Raw genomic sequence first — 19,458 nt, 5'->3', positions numbered from 1 at the left:
GCGGCCATGCTCCTGCCCGGGCCGGAGCATGGCCGCCCGCCTCACTCCAGCAGGCTGCCGAGCCGCCCCTCCAGAACCACCAGCAACTCGCTCAGCGCCGTGGAGAGTTCCTCCTGTCGCTGATCGCCGATGCCGTCGAGCAGCGACGCCTCGTACCGCAGCTGTTCGGGCAGCAGCCGGTCGATGGTGTCGCGCCCCTCGTCGGTGAGCGAGAGATGGCTGACGCGGCGGTCCCGGTCGTCGGGGCGACGGACGATCAGACCCCGCTCCTCCAACTGCCGTACGCGTTTGGTGACCGCGGCACCGGAGGCGAAGGTCTCGCGGGCCACCCGCCCGGGGGTCAGTTCGCGGTCCATCCGGCGCAAGGTGCCGAGAATGTCGAACTCGGGACGGGTGAGTCCGGCCCTCCGCAGCGGCGCGTCCGACGCCTGCTGCAACAGTGCAGAACAGCGGTTGAGCCGCCCGATCACCGCCATCGGGCCGGTGTCCAGCCCGGGGTGCACCTGCTGCCACTGGCGCAGCACCCCCGCGACGATGTCCTCGGTCACCCGCAGTCTCCTCTCGGCCGTGCCGTACGCCGCTCATTGTGCCTGCCGTACGGTGCCGGGCAGGCGCACGGGTCAGGCGGCGAGTGCCGGCGCCGAGAGCCGCCGGACGAGCCCGGCCAGCGCCCGGTGACCTCGCTGTTCGGCGTGGGCGATCCGCTCCTCCGGAAGGGGCCGCTGCCACCACTCACCGGCCGCGACCTCCACGGCCTCACGGAGCTCGACCAGACATCCCGCCAGCCGGTCACGGGCCCAGCCGATGTCCCGGGCTTCGTCAGCGCCGGGCGTGGGCCCCGCCGCGAGCAGCCCGAACGCGACGGCCTCCGCGGCCGCCACCCGCCCCAGCGCCACCTCGATACGGTCCGCGGCACGCCGATTGGTGACCAGCACGCAGCAGGCCAGACCCACCGCCGCGCCCACCACGGTGTCGATCCAGCGATCGGCGATCAGCGTCGTCGCCGCGACCGGACTGCCGAATTCGGTCAGCAGCAGCGCCATCGGGGTGACGCACACCGAACCGAGCCAGTAGTTGCGGGTGATACCGGCCTCCGCGCCGAGCTGGCAGGCCAGCGCGAGCGCGATCATTGCGAGCGGGCCGAGGTGCATCAGGGGCAGCAGCGCGGTGTAGAGGAGCAGCCCGAGCAGATTGCCGAGGGTGCGCTGCAGCGCCCGCTGCCAGGAGAGCGTGGTGTTGGCCTGGTAGATGGAGGCCGCGGTGACCACGGCCCAGTACGGATGCCCGACTCCGACGGCCATCGATGCCCAACCCGCCAGCACACATCCGGCGGCGACCCGCGCGCCGATGGGCAGCAGCGGTGACCCGGGCGCCAGCCGGACGAGGACCGCCCGCACCCCGCGCGGGTGACCGGGCGCGGGCCGCCGTGGCCCCGGACGCGGCGACCCCGGCCGCTGTGACCCCCGCTCTTCCGCGGCGACGCCCGCCAACTCCTCGGCCTGCGCCGCCGAGAGCACAACCTCGGGCAGCGGCCGCCCACTCCGTAGTTCACGCGCCCAGCCACCCAGCCGGTCGGCCTCGGCCTTGGCCTCGGCGGGCCGGGTGTCGCTCGGGTCGGGCCCGGCGGATCGGGTGTGGCGCGGTTCGGGTCCGGCGGATCGGGGGTGGCGCGGTTCGGCTTCGGCGAACTGGGTGTGGCGCGGCTCGGCTTTGGCGAATCGAGCGTCGCGCGGTTCGGGCTCGGCGGATCGGGTGTGGCGCGGTTCGGGCCCGGTGGTCCGGGTGTGGCGCTGTTCGGGCTCAGCGGATCGGGTGTCGCGCGGCTCAGCCTTGGCGAATCGGGCGTCGCGCGGCTCGGCCTCGGCGGATGCCTCGATCGCGGGCCCCGTATCCCCCAACGCCGACTCGGCGCGCACCAGCAGCCGTTCGAGCCCTGCCCGCGCCGCGGCCCTGGCCGGGGTACGCACCGGGACCAGGAACAGCGTGTGCCAGGCAGCATTCACCGCGGCCGCGGTGGCATGGCGGGCGTGCGGCACCTCGGCCGGTTGCCCACCGTCGGCCTCCGCTTCCGTACGCAACAACCCCGCGGCCGCCTCCAGCGCGCGGGCGACAACGATCCGCTCGGGCCCCTGCGGCCGTATCAGCGCCGGAGCCATACAGACCAGCCAGGCGAGTACCCCGGCGCCGAGCGCCAGCGCGATGTGCAGGGGCACCTGCCCGGGGTGCTGCGGCACGAAGAACGCCGACGCGGCGATAAAGGTCAGGATGATGTTGCCCGGCGGGCCGATGCGGGTCGCCTCACAGACCACCTTGTGGACCGCGGCGACCAGCGAGGCGCACACGACGAGCAGTGCGGTCGAGGTGATCAACGAGGCGGCGGTCAGCGCGATGCCGAGGCTCGCGACCATTCCGAGCACCACCCACGCCAGCGTGCGGGCGCGGGCGGCGTACGGCAGACCGTGCGCGTACAGGGCGCACATCGCCCCGGCCGAGGTGTAAAGGATCAGATCCAGCCGCCCCAGCGCCCACAGCGTGAGGTCGGGGATCGCCAGTGCCGCCACCGCGCTGAGCGCCGGCTTGTGCCAGATGTCGACGGGGCGGCGCAGTCGCACGGCGCTCCTGACCGGCAGGGGCCGGGCGCGCACCATGCCCCCCGGAGCATCGAACACACTCTTCCCGGACGGCTTGGCATGCTTCCCCATACGGCGAAGGTTAGCATGTGTTTTACTCGTGAAATATATGCCTGGTGGGTGGGGAGCGCTGGGGCGGGCGACGGGCGAGACGGGCGACGCGTGGGACGGGTGGCTGTTGAGCGGGGGTGCGGGCGACAGGAGGTACGGGTGACCGGCAGGTGGTGCGGGCGGGCGACGGGAGGTACGAGCGGCCGGCAGGTGGTGCGGGCGGGCGACCGACAGGTGGCGTGAGCGACCGGCAGGAGAAATGTGATCGACGAGCGGTTGACCAGTCGTGTGGTGCAGAGGGTGACAATGGCCGGGTGCCAGCCGCCAAGAAGAAGACGACGACCGCGAGTGCCTCGCCCGAGCGTCGCCGCGAACTGCTCACCATCGCGGCGGAGGTTTTCGCCGCGCACGGCTACAACGCCACCACCGTCCGCCGCATCGCGGACGAAGCCGGGATGCTAGCGGGCAGCCTCTACTACCACTTCGACTCCAAGGAATCGATGCTGGACGAGATCCTGTCCAGCTTCCTGACCGAGCTGTGGGACGGCTATGACGCCGTGCTCGCCGCCGTGCTCGGCCCCAGGGAGACCATCGAAGCCCTGGTCACCGAGTCTTTCCGGGAGATCGACCGGCATCGCGCGGCCGTCGCCATCTACCAGAAGGAGTCCAAGCACCTCGCCGCACAGCCCCGCTTCGGCTATCTCGCCGACTCCCAGCAGAAATTCAAGAAGGCCTGGCTGGGCACCCTGGAGCGCGGTGTGGCCGGCGGTGCGTTCCGCGCGGACCTCGACATCCGGCTCACCTACCGCTTCGTCCGCGACACCGTCTGGGTGGCGGCGAGCTGGTACCGGCCGGGCGGGCAGCACAGCCCTGAGGAGATCGCCCGCCAGTACCTCTCGATGGTGCTGGACGGTATCGCCGTACGCACGTGACCCACTCCCACAAGGGGCGGCTCCCGCAAGGAGGCTCCGGCAAGGGACGGTTCCCGCAAGGGGGGCGGCCCCCACCGCGCCGCGACCCGGCTCCCTTAGCCGTGGCCGTGGCCGTGACCGCTCAGCAGGGAACGTTCTTCACATACAGAGCCCGCGGTGCCCCGGTCGTGCCGTAACGGATGTCCTTGGTCACGCCCTTGGGGAGCCTGCCACGGGGGTCGTGGTGGTGCGGGACGACGATGGTGAAGCACGAGGTCCGCTGAGTGCACAGATTCGTCAGGCGGACGTAGCGCTGGTGGCCCTTGTTGAAGTACTTCCGCACCTTGACGCACTGCGGCGCCCGGCCAGCGGCTGCCGCTTCCGAGGCGGTGGCCAGTGTCAGCGAGGCGCTGCACGCCACGGTTGCCAGCGCTATGGCCATGATCTTCCGCACGTGATCTCCCCCGTTGAAAACCTTGGAATCCCCTCGCGAACCTCTACCGTGTTCGCACGTTCATTCCCCATTGTCCATACCCGCCCAATGGAAATCAGCCCCGGGGGCCACACAGGGACACAAGCGCTACATAAGAGCGACCCTTTCGGAACGGGGCCGGGCCACCGGGCTACAACGCGCCGAATGCGCAGACAGCGCAGTGCGCGCCGGGTCAGCTCCGCCACGTCCTACGGTTCGTCCTGCCAGGCCCAGTGCTCCATGGCGACACCGATCGCGTCGCGCAAGGCACAGGCCGGCCGCCGTACCTCCATGCCGCTCTCCGGAGCACCCTTGCGTGCCGCGAGCGCCGGCACCAGCCGATCCTGCATCTCCCGGCCCGCCGCGAGCCACCGCATCCAAATGGCCGGAACGCTGCCCATGCCCCGAACCAGCCGACGGGCCTGCTCGGTGCCCACGAGCCGCCGGGCCGAGACCGAAGAGGAGCCGCCGAGTCCTCGGCGATCTCCAGCCGGGTCTCCTGCCGCCGCCGCTCGCCCACTGGCTCCGCCGTACGCCCATCTCCGACGCTTGGGCCGCCGCCAGCATCCCCCTTAACGCCGTCGCCCCCGGCACGACCGTGCCCCCCCCATGACCGAGCCCATGCTCGCCGACGCCGAAAATACGCAAGGCCGTCGACGCAAGCGTCCCCATGCCGCTGCACGGCCACGCCCGCCCCGAGCAGGTAGCCCCCGCTGCTCGCCTGGCTGACCTCCCCCGAGAACACGCATGTCACCGGCCAGGTCGTCTTCGTGGATGGTGGCGGCGCCGACGCGGTGGTCCGGGGGGAGGAGGACGGACGCCCGTCTGGTAGCCAGCAACTAGGAGTCCTGGCTACGGCCGCCCCCGGTCACAAGGCGCACCCGAGGAAGCCCCACAGGCCAAGGGATTCCTGACAGTGCCGTCGGTCGTCGGCTGTCGTCCGGGGCCGTCAGTCGTCAGCCGTCAGCCGCCGGCCGTCGTCCGGGGGCCGACGGATCACTCTCCGGCAGACGGGCGTGCCGTCACCACTTTCAGCCCCCGGTCCGCGAACTCACGGCGGGTTGCCTCCTTTGCGCCGTTGTCCGTGATGAACGTGTCAAAGACATCCGCGTCGCCGACCCGGGCGAAGCAGCGTTCGCCGATCTTCGACGAGTCCGCGACGACCACGGCACGCCGGGCACGCTCGGCCATGAGGCGGTTGACCCGGGCCTCTGCCTCGTCGTGCACTGTGGCCCCCATCATCGGGTCCATGCCGTTGGCCCCGATGAACGCGATGTCGATGGAGATCTGCTGCAGCACCAACTCGCTGAACGGACCCACCAGTTCGAACGACCGTGAGTGCGCGACCCCACCGGTGAGCACGATCTTGATCTGTGGCCGCACCGCCAGCTCATTGGCGATGTTGAGGGAGTTGGTGACAATCGTCAGATGCGGTTGCGGGCCGGCCTCCGCAAAGTCCGGACGGGTGGCGAGCACCCGGGCGATCGCCGTGGTCGTCGTGCCACCGCTCAGCCCGACCACATCACCCCGCTCGACCAGCTTCGCCGCGGCCTTCGCCACCGCCTCTTTCTCCTCCGACCGGTGAGCGTGCTTGTAGCGGATCGGCAGGTCGTACGCCACCGAACTGAGCACCGCTCCGCCCCGGGTGCGGGTCAGCAACTGCTGCTCGGCCAGGGCGTCCATGTCGCGCCGCATCGTGGCGGCCGAAACCTCCAGTGCGGTCGCCGCCTCCTCGACGTCCACCCGGCCGCGGTCCCCGAGCAGCTCAAGCAGTGCGTTCATCCGTTCATGGCGCTTCATGGCCTGAGCCTAATTCGTTTCGGCACACCACGGTGACGCGCGGTAGGCGCCCCGGCGGCCGCCGCCGAAGCCGGGGGTCGGCGGCCCCGGACGGCACGCCAGGCAGGGTGCCGCCGCGGGGGCTCTGCTGCCGTGACGAGGTGTGACCAGGGCGGTCGTCCCGTCCGCTGGTTCATCCCCGAGCAGGCGCCTGGGCCGCGTACTGGCCCGGAACCGTCGCCGGAGTACCCAGCACCCCCAGCAGCCTCGCCGCTTCCTCGGCCACCGCCTCCCGGGCCGGCTTGATGTACTTACGGGAGTCGACGAGCGCGGGATCGGCGCCCAGCGTCTGCCGTATCGAGTGGGTGAAGACGGAGACCAGGTGCGTGGAGATATTGATCTTCGTCATTCCGGCGGCGATGGCGCGGCGCAGCTCATCGTCCGGCACCCCCGACGAGCCGTGCAGGACCAGCGGTACCGGCAGAGTGGTGTGCAGCGCCGTGATGAGGTCCTTGTCCAGTACGGCCGTGCGCTCATGCATCGCATGTGAGGAACCCACGGCCACGGCGAGGGCATCCACATCTGTCGCGCGGACAAAGGCCAGGGCCTCGTCCGGGTCCGTGCGCGCCCCGGGCGCATGGACCCCGTCCTTGCCGCCGACCTCGCCGAGTTCGGCCTCGACGTAGGCGCCGCGGTCATGGCACCAGGCGGCGAGCTCGGCGGTGGTGGCGACGTTCTCTTCGTACGGAAGAGCGGAGGCGTCCACCATGACGGATCCCACCCCGGCGGTGATGCCCTGATGGACGAGGTCCGCATCGGTGATGTGGTCGAGGTGGACCGCGATCCGGGCCGTGGAGTCCTCGGCGAGGGCGAGTGTGGCGCGGGTAAGGGGCAGCAGGCTGCCGTGGTAGCGGATGCAGTTCTCACTGATCTGAAGGATCAGTGGGATACCGGTGCGCTCGGCGGCGGTGACGAGCGCCTCGGCAGTTTCCAGGTGGATGACGTTGAAGGCCGCGGCACCGACCCGCGCCTCACGCGCGGCGTCGACGATCGATGAGGTCGGAACGAGTGGCATGGGATGCCGGCTCCCTTCTCCCTTGCGGGCGGGACTGGTGGAGACGGGGGAGGTGGATGTCTACGAGGCGGCCGGCGTCTCGAGCATCACCGAACGGGTCAGGCTGCGTGGGTTGTCCGGGTCCAGACCGCGGGCGCGGGCCCGCTCCAGCGCCACCCGCTGGACCAGCACCAGATCAGCCAGCGGATCGCGCGCATGGTGCACAAAGCGCGCACCGGTCCGCACGACATCGGCCTCCAGCCCGTCCGGTGCCTGACCGAACAGCCAGGTCACCCGGCCGGGTGCGGCTATCGCGATCGGACCGTGGCGGTACTCCATCGCGGGGTAGGACTCCGTCCAACTCTGCGATGCCTCCCGCATCTTGAGCGCGGCCTCATTGGCCAGGCCGAACGTCCAGCCCGAGCCGAGGAAGGAGAACTGCTCGGCGTCCACCCACTCCTTCTCCATCGGCGCGGCCAGCGCCTCCTCCGCGTCGGTCACCGCGCGGGAGATGTCCTCGCCCAGGTGCGCGCGCAGCAGTGTCAGCGCCGTCGTCGCGAACCGGGTCTGCACCACCGACTTCTCGTCGGCGAACGGCAGCGTGACCGTCTCGTCGGAGAGTGCCACCGCCGGCGTCTCGGGGGCACCGAGGATCGTCACCGTCGGGATGCGCCCCTTGACGGCGTCGAGTACGCGCAGTACTTCGGTCGTGGTGCCGGACCGGGTGATCGCCACCACCGCGTCATAGCCGCGGTCACCGCCGAGGAACGCCTCGGACGCGGCGAACGGATCCGTCACCCCCTGTCCGGCTGCCTCGCGCAGTGCCGCATACGACTGGGCCATGAACCATGAGGTTCCGCAGCCGACGACGGCCACCCGCTGTCCGGCCTTCGGCAAGGGGCCTGCCGCCGCCCCGATCCGTGCGGCCTGCCGCCAGGTCTCCGGCTGGCTGCACAGCTCCTGCTCCATGTACGAGGTCTCGCTCATGGCCCACCCTCCCGTGATGTGGCAATCGAGTGCGTGAAACTGCAAAATTTGGCTTCGTTGCAATCGACTGTACGCAGGATCCTGACCGCGATCCATCCCTCGTGCGAGTGGATGCTCCAGAAGGGATGAGAGTGTGCGGGCCCTGTCAGCTGCTGAGGTGCGGCGCAAGCGGGGCGCGTGAGGGGTGGGCGACAGGCTGGAAAGTGCGTGGGGAAAGTGTTGACAGTTGCTTGAAAGGAGCCGAATACTCGCAAGATCAGTCATGCGAGATCGTCATGCAGCAAGGCCCGCTCCGCCGCACAGAGGACTCCCCATGTCCATTGCCACGCCCTCGGCGACGCCCCCGCCGCCGTCACCCAAGACCGCACGCCGCACCGGCCGGCTGTTCGCGCTCACCGGCGCCGTCGTCGGCGTCATCTACGGCTACGACACCGGCAGCATCTCCGGTGCCCTGGTGTTCCTGAGCAAGGACTTCCATCTCACCGAGACCGAAAAGGGCCTGGTCAACAGCATTTTGGTGTTCGGCTCCATCGTCGGCGCGCTGATCGGCGGCAAGCTCGCCGACGCCCTGGGCCGTAAGGCCGCGATGCTGATTGTCGCCGCCTCGTACGCCGTATTCGTCGCCCTCTCCGCGGTCGCGCCCAATGTCGTCGTGCTGGACACCGTCCGCTTCCTGCTCGGCATCGCCATCGGTATCTCGATCGTCGCCGCCCCGCTCTACGTCGCCGAATCGACCCCGGCACGCATTCGCGGAGCCTCCGTCGCCGCCTACCAAGTCGCCACGGTCGCGGGCATCGTCCTCACGTACTTCGTCAACTGGGGCCTGTCCGGCGGCGGGCACTGGCGCTGGATGCTCGGCCTTTCCGCGATCCCCGCCGCACTCGTCCTGATCCCGCTGCTCCGGCTGCCGGACACCCCGCGCTGGTACGTCCTCAAGGGCCGTACGGAACGAGCCGTCGAGGTCATGGCCACGACCGACCCCGACGTCGATCCGCGCGCGGAGGTCGCGGCCGTGGAGGCCGCACTCGCCGAAGAGAGCGGCGGGTCGGCGCGCTCCTTGCTGCGCAAGCCCTACGCCCGTGCCGCGGTCTTCGTCGTCGGCCTCGGATTCTTCTGCCAGATCACCGGCATCAACGCCGTGACGTACTACAGCCCGCAGATCTTCGAGGAGATGGGGTTCACCGGAAACGGCCAGAACTTCCTGCTGCCGTCCTTCGTCCAACTCGCCTCGCTGGCCGCGACGGTGCTCGCCATCCTCATCATCGACCGGCTCGGCCGCCGGGTGGTACTGCTCTGCGGCATCGGCACGATGGTCGTCATGCTCGCCGTCCTGACGGCGGTCTTCGGCATGGGCGAGCTGCAGGGGGCAACGACCTGGGTGGGGTTCGCCGCCATCCTCCTGTTCACCGCAGCCTTCAACTTCGGCTTCGGATCGCTGATCTGGGTCTATGCGAGCGAGTCATTCCCCGCCCAACTGCGCTCGACCGGGGCCTCGGTGATGCTCACCGCCGATCTGGTCGCCAATCTTCTGATCGCCCAGTTCTTCCCCGCCCTGATGGCCTGGGCGGGCGCGGCCCTGACCTTCGCGGGCCTCGGCGTCCTCGCCCTCGCCGCCCTGGTCTTCGCCTCCGTCACCGCACCCGAGACCAAGGGCCGTCAGCTGGAGGAGATCCAGGATTACTGGCGCAATGGGGGGCGCTGGCCCGCACCGGTCGCGCCCGCCTCGGCAGGCCCCGGCCAGCTCGCCAATTCAGGGGTTCCTCCGACCACGACTTCATAGCTTCGAGGCGTAGGGAGCGATAGGCCGCAACCAAAACCGCCGTCCCCATGAGGAAGGGGGACGGCGGTGAGCGGCTCCGTAGGCGGAGCGAATCCCGTTGAAGGAGCGGGGAAAGCAGTGCGAAGGCAGCAGTCCGGCGGTCCGGGCCCCAGGATGCCGGTGCTTCAGGAGGGCAGCTGCTCCCGGTACTGCTCCAGTGCCGGCGCGGTCGTCGTCGCCAGGAACTCCGTGATCCGGTACTCACACACCCCGGCGAGGGTGAACGGGTCCTCGGAAACGATCCGCTCGACGGCGGCACGGTCCATCCCGGCGGCGAGAATCACGCCTCCGTCCCGGGGGACCTTGCGGCCGGCGGCGAGGAAATGCCCGGCGGCGTACTCCTTGTGCAGCCACTCCACATGCTGCTCAAGGACGGCTTCGACGCGTTCTAGGGGCGCGGTATAGGTCAGTTCCAGTACGAACATAGCTGCAATATAGAGGAGGGGGCGGGTGGGGCCGCGGCGTGCTACCGCGCAAGGAATGCGCAGGCCAGGACGGTATGCGGGATGCCTTGGCAGCTGACGAGTCGATGTGCGGTTGGTTCTCCTGCCCCCGGGGCGGGCGCTCCCGGCCAGCCCCCGCCCCCGATAGAGCGGACCTCGGCTTCAGGCCGTCGGCAGGTCCGGTCGGCGCCGCCCGTGCCGAGTCGCGCTCTCGTAGGCATGACCGGCCTGGAGGACGGCGAGGTCGGCGCGCGGCGCACCGATGAACTGCAGCCCCACGGGCAGACCACCCGGAGTGAATCCCGCGGGCACCGAAAGGGCGGGTACGCCGAGGACAGAGATGAGGTAGGCGGACCGCATCCAGTCCAGATAGCTGTGTGTGGGCCGGCCCGCGACCTCGCGTGGATACTCCAGCTCCGCGTCGAACGGCACGACTTGGCTGACCGGGGCGAGGAGCAGGTCGTACCCGGAGAAGAAATCCAGCATGCCGAGGTACAGCCGGCTGTGGGTCGCGGTGGCCGTGCGGAGGTCGGCCGCGGTGAGCCGGCGGCCCTGTTCGATGTTCCAGACGAGGCTGGGTTTGAGGGCCTGCCGGTCGGAGTCGAGCAGGTAGCCGAGGGCAAGGTCGAAGCTGTGCGCCCGCAGGGTACGGAAGGTCTCGTCGGCGCCGGTGAGGTCCGGGCAGGTGTTTTCGACACGGCAGCCGAGCTCCTCCAGGACCCTCAACTGGGGCTCCAGAACGGCGAGCACGTCTGGGTCGGCCGGGGCGAATCCACCCAGGTCGGGTGCCCAGGCAATCCGCAGCCCGCGCAGATTGCGGTCGAGCGGCACACGGAAGGCTGCTCCCGGGGTCTCCAGGCTGATGGGGCAGCGCGGATCGGGACCGGCCATCGCCGACAGCAGCAGCGCGGTGTCGGCGACGGTCCGCCCCATGGGGCCCGGGACCGACAGGGTGTCCCAGAGGTTGCTGCCGGGGTGCGAAGGGACGCGGCCCGGCGTCGGCCGCAGCCCGACCACATTGCAGAACGAGGCGGGATTGCGGAGTGAGCCGCCCATGTCACTGCCGTCGGCGAGGGGTTGCAGCCCGGCCGCCAGCGCCGCGGCGGCGCCACCACTGCTGCCGCCCGCGGAGCGCGTGAGGTCGTACGGATTGCGGGTGGTGCCGAAGACCGGGTTGAAGGTGTGCGAACCGGCAGCGAATTCGGGGACGTTGGTCTTGCCGAGGCGGATGGCGCCCGCCCGCTGGAGCCGGTCGACCACCAGATCGTCGTCGTCCGGGATGTGGTCGGCGAAGAGCGGTGAGCCGTGTGTGGTGCGCATACCGCGGGTGAGACGGGTGTCCTTGAAGGCGATCGGCAGGCCGTGCAGGGGCGGGACGGCGGTGCCCCGGACGAGCCGTTCGTCGGCGCGCGCGGCGGCGGCGAGGGCGCCCTCGGGGTCGAGGGTGACGAGCGCATTGACGGCCGGATTGACCTGGTCGATGCGGTCCAGATGAGCCTGTACGACCTCTCGGGCGGAGAGGTCGCGGCGGCGCAGCAGGGTGGCGAGTTCGGTGGCATCGAGCTGATGGAGCGCGTCGGGCATCAAGGACCTCCGGGGGCGTCAGGGAGGCAGGCGGCGGGGGAGCGGACAGGCGGACTCTTCACGGCGGGAGACACCGAGGCACCGTGGGCCGGCAGCCCCGTGCCCGGCGCCGGTCCGCCGCCGGGCGACCGCTGTGCCGGGCCGGCGGCCGTACGCTCCCGGTGGCCGAGCGACGAGATGACCCGCCGCCGCACAGTACGCCCGTCGAGCCGCCGGGCAGCGATGTTCCGGCGGTCGAGAGCATCCAGGTCAACACCGGCTGGGTTCACGCTCATCACGGTACCGAGCACCACTGACAGTGAGCCCTGGACTGCGTGCCCTGAGCTCTGAACAGCTGAACCTTGCGCCGATCCGCCCGATCATGGGATCGATCACCGGTTCGGTAGCGTTGCGGCCATCATGGACACTCCCGGAATGATCTCCTGCGACGACGAACTGCGGCACTGGCCGACCGACGAAGCCCAGGCGCGTGCGGTCCAGGACCGGTTGCGGCCCTCTGTACGGCTCGATGAGGCGGGGCCGGAACCCGGGTTCGAGGGCACCGTGGTCGGGGTGGATGTCGCCTACGACGACGAACGAGACGTCGTCGCCGCTGCCGCCGTCGCACTGGACGCCCGCACCCGCGCCGTCGTCGACCGGGCCACCGCCGTCGGGCAGATCTCCTTCCCGTACGTCCCCGGCTTGCTCGCCTTCCGCGAGATCCCTACCGTGCTCGACGCTCTCGGCCGCCTCGCCCGCACTCCTGACCTGGTGGTCTGCGACGGCTACGGGCTGGCGCACCCGCGCCGCTTCGGGCTCGCCAGCCACCTGGGGGTGCTGACCGGGCTGCCCACCATCGGTGTCGCCAAGAACCCCTTCACCTTCCGGTACGCACCTCCCGGCCCGGAGCGCGGTGCCACCTCGCCGCTTCTGGACGGGGCCGAGGAGGTGGGACGTGCGCTGCGTACCCAAAAGGGCGTCAAGCCGGTCTTCGTCTCCGTAGGGCACCGCACCGACCTCGACCGGGCCTGTGCGCACACCCTCCATCTGGCGGCCGATTACCGTCTACCGGAGACGACCCGGGCCGCCGACGCCCTGTGCCGGAGGGCGCTCGCCGACGCCTGACGGTGTACCGGGGCGCGGGCCCGGGCTACTCCTGGACGACGCCGAACTTGATGCCCGCTTCCTGGAGGCGAGTCGTCAGCGCGGCCCCCATGGCCACCGCCGTCGTCACCTGACCGGCCGTCTCCGGCAGGTCGTCGAAGGCCAGGCTGAGCGCCGACTCGGCGAGCATCTTCGCCGTCTCGTCGTAGCCGGGGTCGCCACCCGACACCTCGGTGATCAGATGTGTGTCACCGCCGGAGGCGACGAAGCGCACCTTGAACCAGCTGCGCGCACGCCGCTCGGGGCTCGGCCCGTCGCCCGGCTCCAGACGCCCCGACAACCAGCGCCGCGCCGACGGCACCTGGGCGAGCGCACACAGTGCCCCCGCCCCGAGCACCCCGCCGACGGCGATCGGCAGCCGCCGCACCCCCGCGTAGTGGCGGTAGCGGAAGTCGGGCCCGTAACGGTCCAGCGCGGCCGCCGAGCGGGCGATGATCTGCGGATCGAGGGTCGGCAACGGCACACCCCAGGTGCGCGTTTCGCTGCTCCGAATCGGCGGGCCGAAGGGCGCGTGTACCGTACGGCCGGCCGGTCGTGGTTCGACCCGCTGACGCTCGCGGGCGGCCCGCGCCATGGCGACCGGGCGCGAGGCGGCGGTCAGTGCCGAGGACAGGGTGCCGCCGGAGAACGACGCGTTGGTCCGTACGAAGCCGTCGATGCGTACGGGGACGTCTTCGGGGAGGAGCCCCACCGTGTAGCGGACCCCCAGGTCGTACGGGACGGAGTCGAACCCGCAGGCGTGCACGAGGCGTGCGCCCGAGGCGCGGGCCGTCGCATCGTGCCGCACGTACATCCGGTCGATGAACTCCGTCTCACCGCTCAGATCGACATAGTCGGTGCCCGCCGCGGCGCAGGCCGCCACCAGGGGCTCGCCGTGGAGCAGATACGGGCCGACGGTCGTCACCAGTACCCGGGTCTCGGCGGCGAGGTCGCGCAGCGAGCCCGGATCGCTGCTGTCGGCCCGCAGCAGCGGCAGGTCGGCACAGGACGGGTCGGACTTCGCCAGTCGGTCGCGCAGCTGCTCCAGTTTGGCGGTGCTGCGCCCGGCGAGTGCCCAACGGCAGCCTTTGGGGGCGTGTGCGGCCAGGTAGGCGGCGGTGAGGGCGCCGGTGAAACCGGTCGCGCCGTAGAGGACGAGGTCATAGGCCCGTCCGGAGGTGTCCTGCCGTGGCATCGCGCATCCTCTCGATCGCTCACTGGCCCTGGAGCCCGGACCCCGGGAGTCGTCGTTGCCCCGTCAATGTCCGCTCCTGGCAGCCCTCTTGGCCGCCCCGTGGGTGCTACGGAGTCTGGCATGCAGTCTTGACAGGGTGTCGAAGCGGGGCCAGATTCACGAATGGCACCGATGACGTAGGACGTCCAATGTCTGGTTCTGCCGGTCGTCGCTCTTCCCCGAAACCGGACCGAACCGTCCGCCGACTGCCGGAGGAGGCCGGGTTGCTGTGACGATGCCCCCCACGGACACCCCTGACCGGGCGCGGAGATGGTGGCAGGAGGTCACCCCGCCCCAGTGGAAGGCGATGTTCGCCGCCTGGATCGGCTACCTCCTCGACGGTTTCGACTTTGTCCTGATCACCCTGGTGCTGACCGAAATCGCCGAGGACTTCCGGCTGAGCACCGCCACCGCCGCCTCGCTGATCTCCGGCGCCTTCATCACCCGATGGCTGGGCGGCGCCGCCCTGGGCGCGCTGGGCGACCGCTACGGCCGCAAGGCCGCCATGATCAACAGCATCCTGCTCTACTCGCTCGGCACCTTCGCCTGCGGATTCGCCTGGGACTACACCAGCTTGTTCGTCGCGCGGCTGGTGATCGGCCTGGGCATGGCGGGGGAGTACAGCGCCGGCGTGACGTATGTGCTGGAGAGCTGGCCCACCCGATGGCGCAACCGTGCCTCCGGATTCCTGATCTCCGGCTACGCGGGCGGCACGGTCCTCGCGGCCGAGCTCTACAAGTGGGTGGTGCCCCACTGGGGCTGGCGCTGGATGTTCTGGATCGGTGTGCTGCCCGTTCTGGTCGCCCTCTGGGTGCGCAGGGCGCTGCCGGAGGCCGGGGACTGGCAGAAGGAGATCGGCGCCACTGCCACCGGTTCGCCAGCGGCGCGTCCGAACCCCTTCCGGCCGTTGTTCACCGGCCGGATCCGCTCCGGGGCCAACGCGGCCCTCGCGGTGGTCGCCTCGGTGGCGCTGTTCTGCGTCTTCACACCCGTCGGCGCGGGATATGTCCCCTGGCTGTCCGCCGTCGCGGCGCTGTGCCTGACCGCTTTCGCCGCCCAGCTCGGCGGCCGGCGCGGATGGCTTTTGTACGTCTCCCTGATGGTGACGGTGTTCTGCGCCTTCCTCTACAGCTGGCCGATCCAGGCCCTGCTGCCCACCTACCTCAAGACCGACCTCGGATACGCCCCCGGCCAGGTCACCGACGTGATGTTCTACGCGGGCTTCGGCACCATGGCGGGCTGCTGGCTGGCGGGCTTCGTTGGCGACCGGCTCGGTACCCGTCGCGCCTACGCCTGCACGCTGCTCGCGTCGCTCGTCTTCGTCTTCCCGGTCTTCGCGATGCAGGACAGCCTCCCGGCGCTCGGTGCGCTGGTCTTCGTGCTGCTCGCGCTCAGTCAGGGCATCTCCGGCATCCTGCCGAAGTACCTCGCCGGTCACTTCCCGACCGCCACCCGGGCCGCCTCAGTGGGCTTCGTCTACAACGTCGGGGCCCTGGGCGGAGCGGTGGCGCCCGTTCTCGGTGCCCATCTGGCCGAAGGCATGTCCCTGGGGCGGGCACTCGCCGTGCTCACCTTCGGGCTGACGCTCGTCGTCATCCTCCTGGTGGGCGGCAATGTCCCCCAGCGGCTGGGGCGTCTGGTGGACCGTCAGGCGCCCGACGATCACCTGGTGCCGGCGGCCGGGGGAGCGGGGGCCCTGCCCGCCACGTCCGGCTCCGCTTCCGGGAAGGCGGCGCCCGACTCGGCATAGCGGCGCCCCGGGCAGCCGGGAGCCGGGCCGTCGCCCGCCGAGAGCCGCCCGCGGTCCGCCGTGCGCAGTCCGCCGTCCGCTGCGGGCGGGCAGCGAGGACAGCAGCGGTGCTGTCGCCCCGTCGCCTGTCGCCGGCTCGGGGCAACGGCGTACCCCCTGGCCGCCGCGGAAGTCGGACAGGGGCGCGGCGAGTTGCCGTCGTACGGGCGCGGACCGGGCCGGACAGGGCGTCAGGTGTCCCTCGGCCGGCTCGCCGTCCGGCGCTCCGCGGGCCGTTGTCAGTGGTCGACGTTAGCGTGGAATGCGTGGGTCGGCCCGCGCGGGAGGAGTGTGCGGCCGGGCGGCATCGCAGGCGGTGCCGGAGGGGGAACGGACATGGAGGAGCGCATGGCGAAGGCGGCCGGGCCGGCGGCGGTGCGGGAGCGGGTGCGGGCGTTCGCGCTCGGCCTTCCCGGGGCCGTGGAGGAGTTTCCCTGGGGCGAGAGCGTCATCAAGGTCAACAAGAAGGTCTTCGTCTTCCTTGGCGTCGACGACGGCAGCCATCCGCTCGGGGTCACGCTGAAACTCAAGGACCCGGAGGCGCATGCCCATGCGCTGACCTCGCCCGGCGCCCGGCCGGCGGGCTACGGCCTGGGCAAGTCCGGATGGGTGCAGGTCCCCCTGGAGGAGCCGGACGCTCCGCCGGCCGAGTTGCTCTGCGACTGGGCGGAAGAGTCCTATCGCGTCATAGCCCCCAAGAAGCTCATCGCCGAGCTTGACGGGGCATAGCGGCGCAGCGGCGGCAGGCGCGCGAAAGGCCCGTGACGGCGAGGGCGGTTGAGCCTCGTCGGCGCGGGCCTTTTCCGTGGTGGCCACTTGGCACGGGGGTCTTGTGGAAAGTGGAACACGTTCTTAACATCACGAGTGTTACATCAGAAGTGTCACAGTGCGGAAAGGCATGGGGCGCGATGGCAGAGCCAGGCAACGGCCCACTGAGCGGGGTGCGGGTGGTCGAACTCGCGGGCATCGGCCCCGGCCCCTTCGCGGCCATGCTCCTGGCCGACCTCGGCGCCGATGTCGTCCGTGTCGACCGGCCCGGAGGCGCGGGGCTGGGCATCGATCCGGCCTACGACATCACCAACCGCAACAAGCGCTCCGTGCTGGTGGACCTGAAGAGCCCCGATGGGGTGGCGCAGGTGCTCGAGCTGGTCGAGCGCGCCGATGTGCTGGTGGAGGGGTACCGCCCCGGGGTGGCCGAGCGGCTGGGGGTGGGCCCCGAGGAGTGTTTGACACGCAACCCCCGGCTGGTCTACGGGCGGATGACGGGGTGGGGGCAGGAGGGCCCGCTCGCCGACACCGCCGGACACGACATCGGCTACATCGCCATCACGGGCGCGCTCGGCATGATCGGCCCGCCCGACGGCCCGCCCGCCGTCCCGGCCAACCTCGTCGGTGACTACGCCGGCGGCTCCCTCTACCTCGTCATCGGTGTCCTCGCCGCTCTCCAGCACGCCCGTACCGAGGGCGGAAAGGGCCAGGTCGTGGACGCCGCCATCGTCGACGGCACGGCTCATCTGACGGCGATGATCCACGGGATGCTGGCGGCCGGCGGCTGGCAGGACCGGCGCGGCGCCAATCTGCTCGACGGCGGGACGCCGTTCTACGGGGCCTACGAGACCGCCGACGGTGGCCATATGGCGGTCGGCGCGCTGGAGAAGCGGTTCTACGGCGAGTTCATCCGCCTGCTGGGGATCGAAGAGGAGGCCCCCAGCCGCGACGACCTCGCCGCGTGGGATGAGCTGCGTACCGTCATCGCCGCCCGCTTCAAGACCCGTACCCGCGAGGAGTGGACGGCCGTTTTCCAGGAGTCCGACGCCTGTGTGGCGCCCGTGCTCTCCCTGCGCGAGGCCCCGCGGCATCCGCACCTCGCCGCCCGCGGCACCTTCGTCGAGCACGGTGGGATCACCCAGCCCGCGCCCGCGCCGCGCTTCTCGCACACGCCCGGCGCGGTGCGCAGACCGCCGGCGCTGCCCGGCGCGGACACCGAAGAGATCGCCCGCGACTGGCAGGCCCCGGGCCTCCTCGCCCCGTTGCCGAGCGCCTCGTCGCCGGCCGCCCCCGCCCCGCCCGCCGGCCCGAGCCGCACCGAGCAGAAGGACACCGCCGGCTGATGGAACGCGTCCTGACGCTCCGGTATGCGGCCGGCCCCCGCCAGGCCGCAGACGGGGCTGCCGCCCTCGCCGTGGCCGGCCTCGGTGCCCATTGGGCCCGCAGGGGCCGGGCGGGACGCATTCCGCGACCGGAAGCCGCTCTGCGGGCCCGCGGGTACGTCCACGACCGGACCGGGGGCTTCCGGGAGGCGGGCGGGACGAGGCTTCACCACCGCCCCGTAGGGCCGGAGCCCGCCGAGTTCACCGAGACCGCAAGCACTGGCTCCGAGGAGGGCCCGCAGACATGACCGCGCAGATGAAGCGCCAGATCTTCACCGAGGACCACGAGGCCTTCCGAGGGATCGTGCGGACCTTCCTCGCCAAGGAAGTGACGCCCCATTACGAGCAGTGGGAGAAGGACGGCATCGTCAGCAGGGACGCCTGGCGGGCGGCCGGCAAACAGGGGCTGCTGGGGCTGGACGTGCCGGAGGAGTACGGCGGGGGCGGGCAGCACGACTTCCGCTACAGCGCGGTGCTCGCCGAGGAGTTCACCCGGGCCGGCGCCGCCGGGCTCGCCGTGGGACTGCACAACGACATCATCGGCCCCTATCTGACGACCCTCGGCACCGAGGAGCAGAAGCGCCGCTGGCTGCCCGGCTTCTGCAGCGGCGAGATCATCACCGCCATCGCCATGACGGAGCCCGGCGCCGGCTCCGACCTGCAGGGCATCCGCACCCACGCCGAGGACGCCGGCGACCACTGGATCCTCAACGGTTCCAAGACCTTCATCTCCAACGGCATCCTCGCCGACCTGGTCATCGTCGTGGCGAAGACGACGCCGGAGGGCGGGGCGCACGGTCTGAGCCTGCTGGTCGTCGAGCGCGGTATGGAGGGCTTCGAGCGGGGCCGCAACCTCGACAAGATCGGCCAGAAGTCCCAGGACACCGCCGAGCTGTTCTTCCACGACGTCCGCGTCCCCAAGGAGAATCTGCTCGGCGAGCTGAACGGCGCCTTCGGCCATCTGATGACCCACCTCGCCCAGGAGCGGATGGGCATCGCCGTCGCCGGTATCGCCGGCGCCGAGCACCTGCTGGAGATCACCAGCCAGTACGTCAAGGAGCGCGAGGCGTTCGGACGGCCGCTGGCCAAGCTCCAGCACATCCGCTTCGAGATAGCCGAGATGGCCACCGAATGTGCCGTCACCCGCGCGTTCCTCGACCGCTGTATCGCCGACCACTCGGCCGGCGAGCTGGACGCGGTGCATGCCTCGATGGCCAAGTGGTGGGCCACCGAGCTGCACAAGCGGGTCGCCGACCGCTGTCTGCAACTCCACGGCGGCTACGGCTATATGGCGGAATACCGCGTGGCCAGGGCCTTTACCGACGGCCGTATCCAGACGATCTACGGAGGGACCACCGAGATCATGAAGGAGATCATCGGCCGCTCCCTGCTCGGCTGACCCCGGACCGCCCCCGGTCCCCACCCGCTGCCCC

The 19,458-nt window shown here is 70.9% G+C and carries 17 protein-coding genes; 7 read left to right on the top strand and 10 right to left on the bottom strand.

The window, feature by feature from the left end:
• Positions 1-41: 41 nt before the first annotated feature.
• On the bottom strand, positions 42-548 hold the full coding sequence (locus STRNI_RS07145; RefSeq protein ID WP_018090570.1) for a MarR family winged helix-turn-helix transcriptional regulator: 507 nt from the start codon (positions 546-548) through the stop codon (positions 42-44).
• A 72-nt stretch (positions 549-620) separates the two neighbouring features.
• Positions 621-2,702, bottom strand: coding sequence for an FUSC family protein (locus tag STRNI_RS07140; protein WP_277410759.1), 2,082 nt, complete (start codon positions 2,700-2,702; stop codon positions 621-623).
• 293 nt (positions 2,703-2,995) lie between these two features.
• Here STRNI_RS07140 and STRNI_RS07135 point away from each other — a divergent pair, with 293 nt between their 5' ends.
• A complete protein-coding gene (locus STRNI_RS07135) occupies positions 2,996-3,613 on the top strand; it encodes a TetR/AcrR family transcriptional regulator (protein ID WP_277410758.1) in 618 nt (205 codons plus the stop codon).
• A gap of 121 nt (positions 3,614-3,734) precedes the next feature.
• Here STRNI_RS07135 and STRNI_RS07130 read toward each other — a convergent pair whose 3' ends face one another.
• From STRNI_RS07130 to STRNI_RS07110, 5 genes are all read right to left on the bottom strand, one after another.
• The gene (locus STRNI_RS07130) at positions 3,735-4,046 is read right to left on the bottom strand and encodes a hypothetical protein (RefSeq protein ID WP_018090573.1); all 312 of its coding nucleotides are present in this window, start codon (positions 4,044-4,046) and stop codon (positions 3,735-3,737) included.
• Positions 4,047-4,273: 227 nt separating this feature from the next.
• Positions 4,274-4,465 carry a hypothetical protein gene (locus STRNI_RS07125; protein ID WP_266444002.1) on the bottom strand — a complete coding sequence of 64 codons (192 nt, stop codon included), beginning with the start codon at positions 4,463-4,465 and terminating at the stop codon, positions 4,274-4,276.
• Positions 4,466-5,060: 595 nt separating this feature from the next.
• Entirely contained in the window at positions 5,061-5,864 is an 804-nt protein-coding gene (locus tag STRNI_RS07120; RefSeq protein WP_018090575.1) for a DeoR/GlpR family DNA-binding transcription regulator, read from the bottom strand.
• A 172-nt stretch (positions 5,865-6,036) separates the two neighbouring features.
• Positions 6,037-6,918 carry a class II fructose-bisphosphate aldolase gene (locus tag STRNI_RS07115; RefSeq protein WP_277410757.1) on the bottom strand — a complete coding sequence of 294 codons (882 nt, stop codon included), beginning with the start codon at positions 6,916-6,918 and terminating at the stop codon, positions 6,037-6,039.
• Between the two features lie 60 nt (positions 6,919-6,978).
• Positions 6,979-7,884 (bottom strand): SIS domain-containing protein, encoded by a 906-nt coding sequence (locus tag STRNI_RS07110; RefSeq protein WP_277410756.1) that lies wholly within the window; start codon positions 7,882-7,884, stop codon positions 6,979-6,981.
• Positions 7,885-8,197: 313 nt separating this feature from the next.
• Here STRNI_RS07110 and STRNI_RS07105 point away from each other — a divergent pair, with 313 nt between their 5' ends.
• Complete coding sequence (locus STRNI_RS07105; RefSeq protein WP_277410755.1) at positions 8,198-9,664, top strand: sugar porter family MFS transporter; 1,467 nt, start codon at positions 8,198-8,200, stop codon at positions 9,662-9,664.
• 164 nt (positions 9,665-9,828) lie between these two features.
• Here the strand turns inward: STRNI_RS07105 and STRNI_RS07100 are convergent, their stop codons facing one another.
• Positions 9,829-10,128 carry a YciI family protein gene (locus STRNI_RS07100; protein ID WP_277410754.1) on the bottom strand — a complete coding sequence of 100 codons (300 nt, stop codon included), beginning with the start codon at positions 10,126-10,128 and terminating at the stop codon, positions 9,829-9,831.
• A 180-nt stretch (positions 10,129-10,308) separates the two neighbouring features.
• Complete coding sequence (locus STRNI_RS07095; protein WP_277410753.1) at positions 10,309-11,730, bottom strand: amidase; 1,422 nt, start codon at positions 11,728-11,730, stop codon at positions 10,309-10,311.
• Between the two features lie 399 nt (positions 11,731-12,129).
• Between STRNI_RS07095 and STRNI_RS07090 the strand changes: the two genes are divergently transcribed.
• Positions 12,130-12,834 (top strand): endonuclease V, encoded by a 705-nt coding sequence (locus STRNI_RS07090; protein ID WP_127153980.1) that lies wholly within the window; start codon positions 12,130-12,132, stop codon positions 12,832-12,834.
• Between the two features lie 25 nt (positions 12,835-12,859).
• On the opposite strand, the gene STRNI_RS07085 is transcribed toward STRNI_RS07090, so the two are convergent.
• Complete coding sequence (locus STRNI_RS07085) at positions 12,860-14,047, bottom strand: saccharopine dehydrogenase family protein (RefSeq protein ID WP_159485057.1); 1,188 nt, start codon at positions 14,045-14,047, stop codon at positions 12,860-12,862.
• Positions 14,048-14,321: 274 nt separating this feature from the next.
• Between STRNI_RS07085 and STRNI_RS07080 the strand changes: the two genes are divergently transcribed.
• The 4 genes from STRNI_RS07080 to STRNI_RS07065 all read left to right on the top strand — a co-directional run bounded on the left by STRNI_RS07080 (position 14,322) and on the right by STRNI_RS07065 (position 19,424).
• Positions 14,322-15,836: a sialate:H+ symport family MFS transporter gene (locus tag STRNI_RS07080; protein WP_277413207.1), complete on the top strand. Its 1,515-nt coding sequence runs from the start codon at positions 14,322-14,324 to the stop codon at positions 15,834-15,836.
• A 375-nt stretch (positions 15,837-16,211) separates the two neighbouring features.
• Positions 16,212-16,604, top strand: a complete 393-nt coding sequence (locus tag STRNI_RS07075) for an MmcQ/YjbR family DNA-binding protein (RefSeq protein WP_109894428.1) — start codon at positions 16,212-16,214, stop codon at positions 16,602-16,604.
• Positions 16,605-16,783: 179 nt separating this feature from the next.
• Entirely contained in the window at positions 16,784-17,986 is a 1,203-nt protein-coding gene (locus tag STRNI_RS07070) for a CaiB/BaiF CoA transferase family protein (protein WP_266443982.1), read from the top strand.
• A gap of 295 nt (positions 17,987-18,281) precedes the next feature.
• Entirely contained in the window at positions 18,282-19,424 is a 1,143-nt protein-coding gene (locus tag STRNI_RS07065; RefSeq protein ID WP_159488882.1) for an acyl-CoA dehydrogenase family protein, read from the top strand.
• Positions 19,425-19,458 lie beyond the last annotated feature (34 nt).

This window comes from Streptomyces nigrescens, from assembly GCF_027626975.1.
Lineage (GTDB): Bacteria > Actinomycetota > Actinomycetes > Streptomycetales > Streptomycetaceae > Streptomyces > Streptomyces nigrescens.
This window is presented reverse-complemented; position numbering and strand designations above follow the sequence as displayed.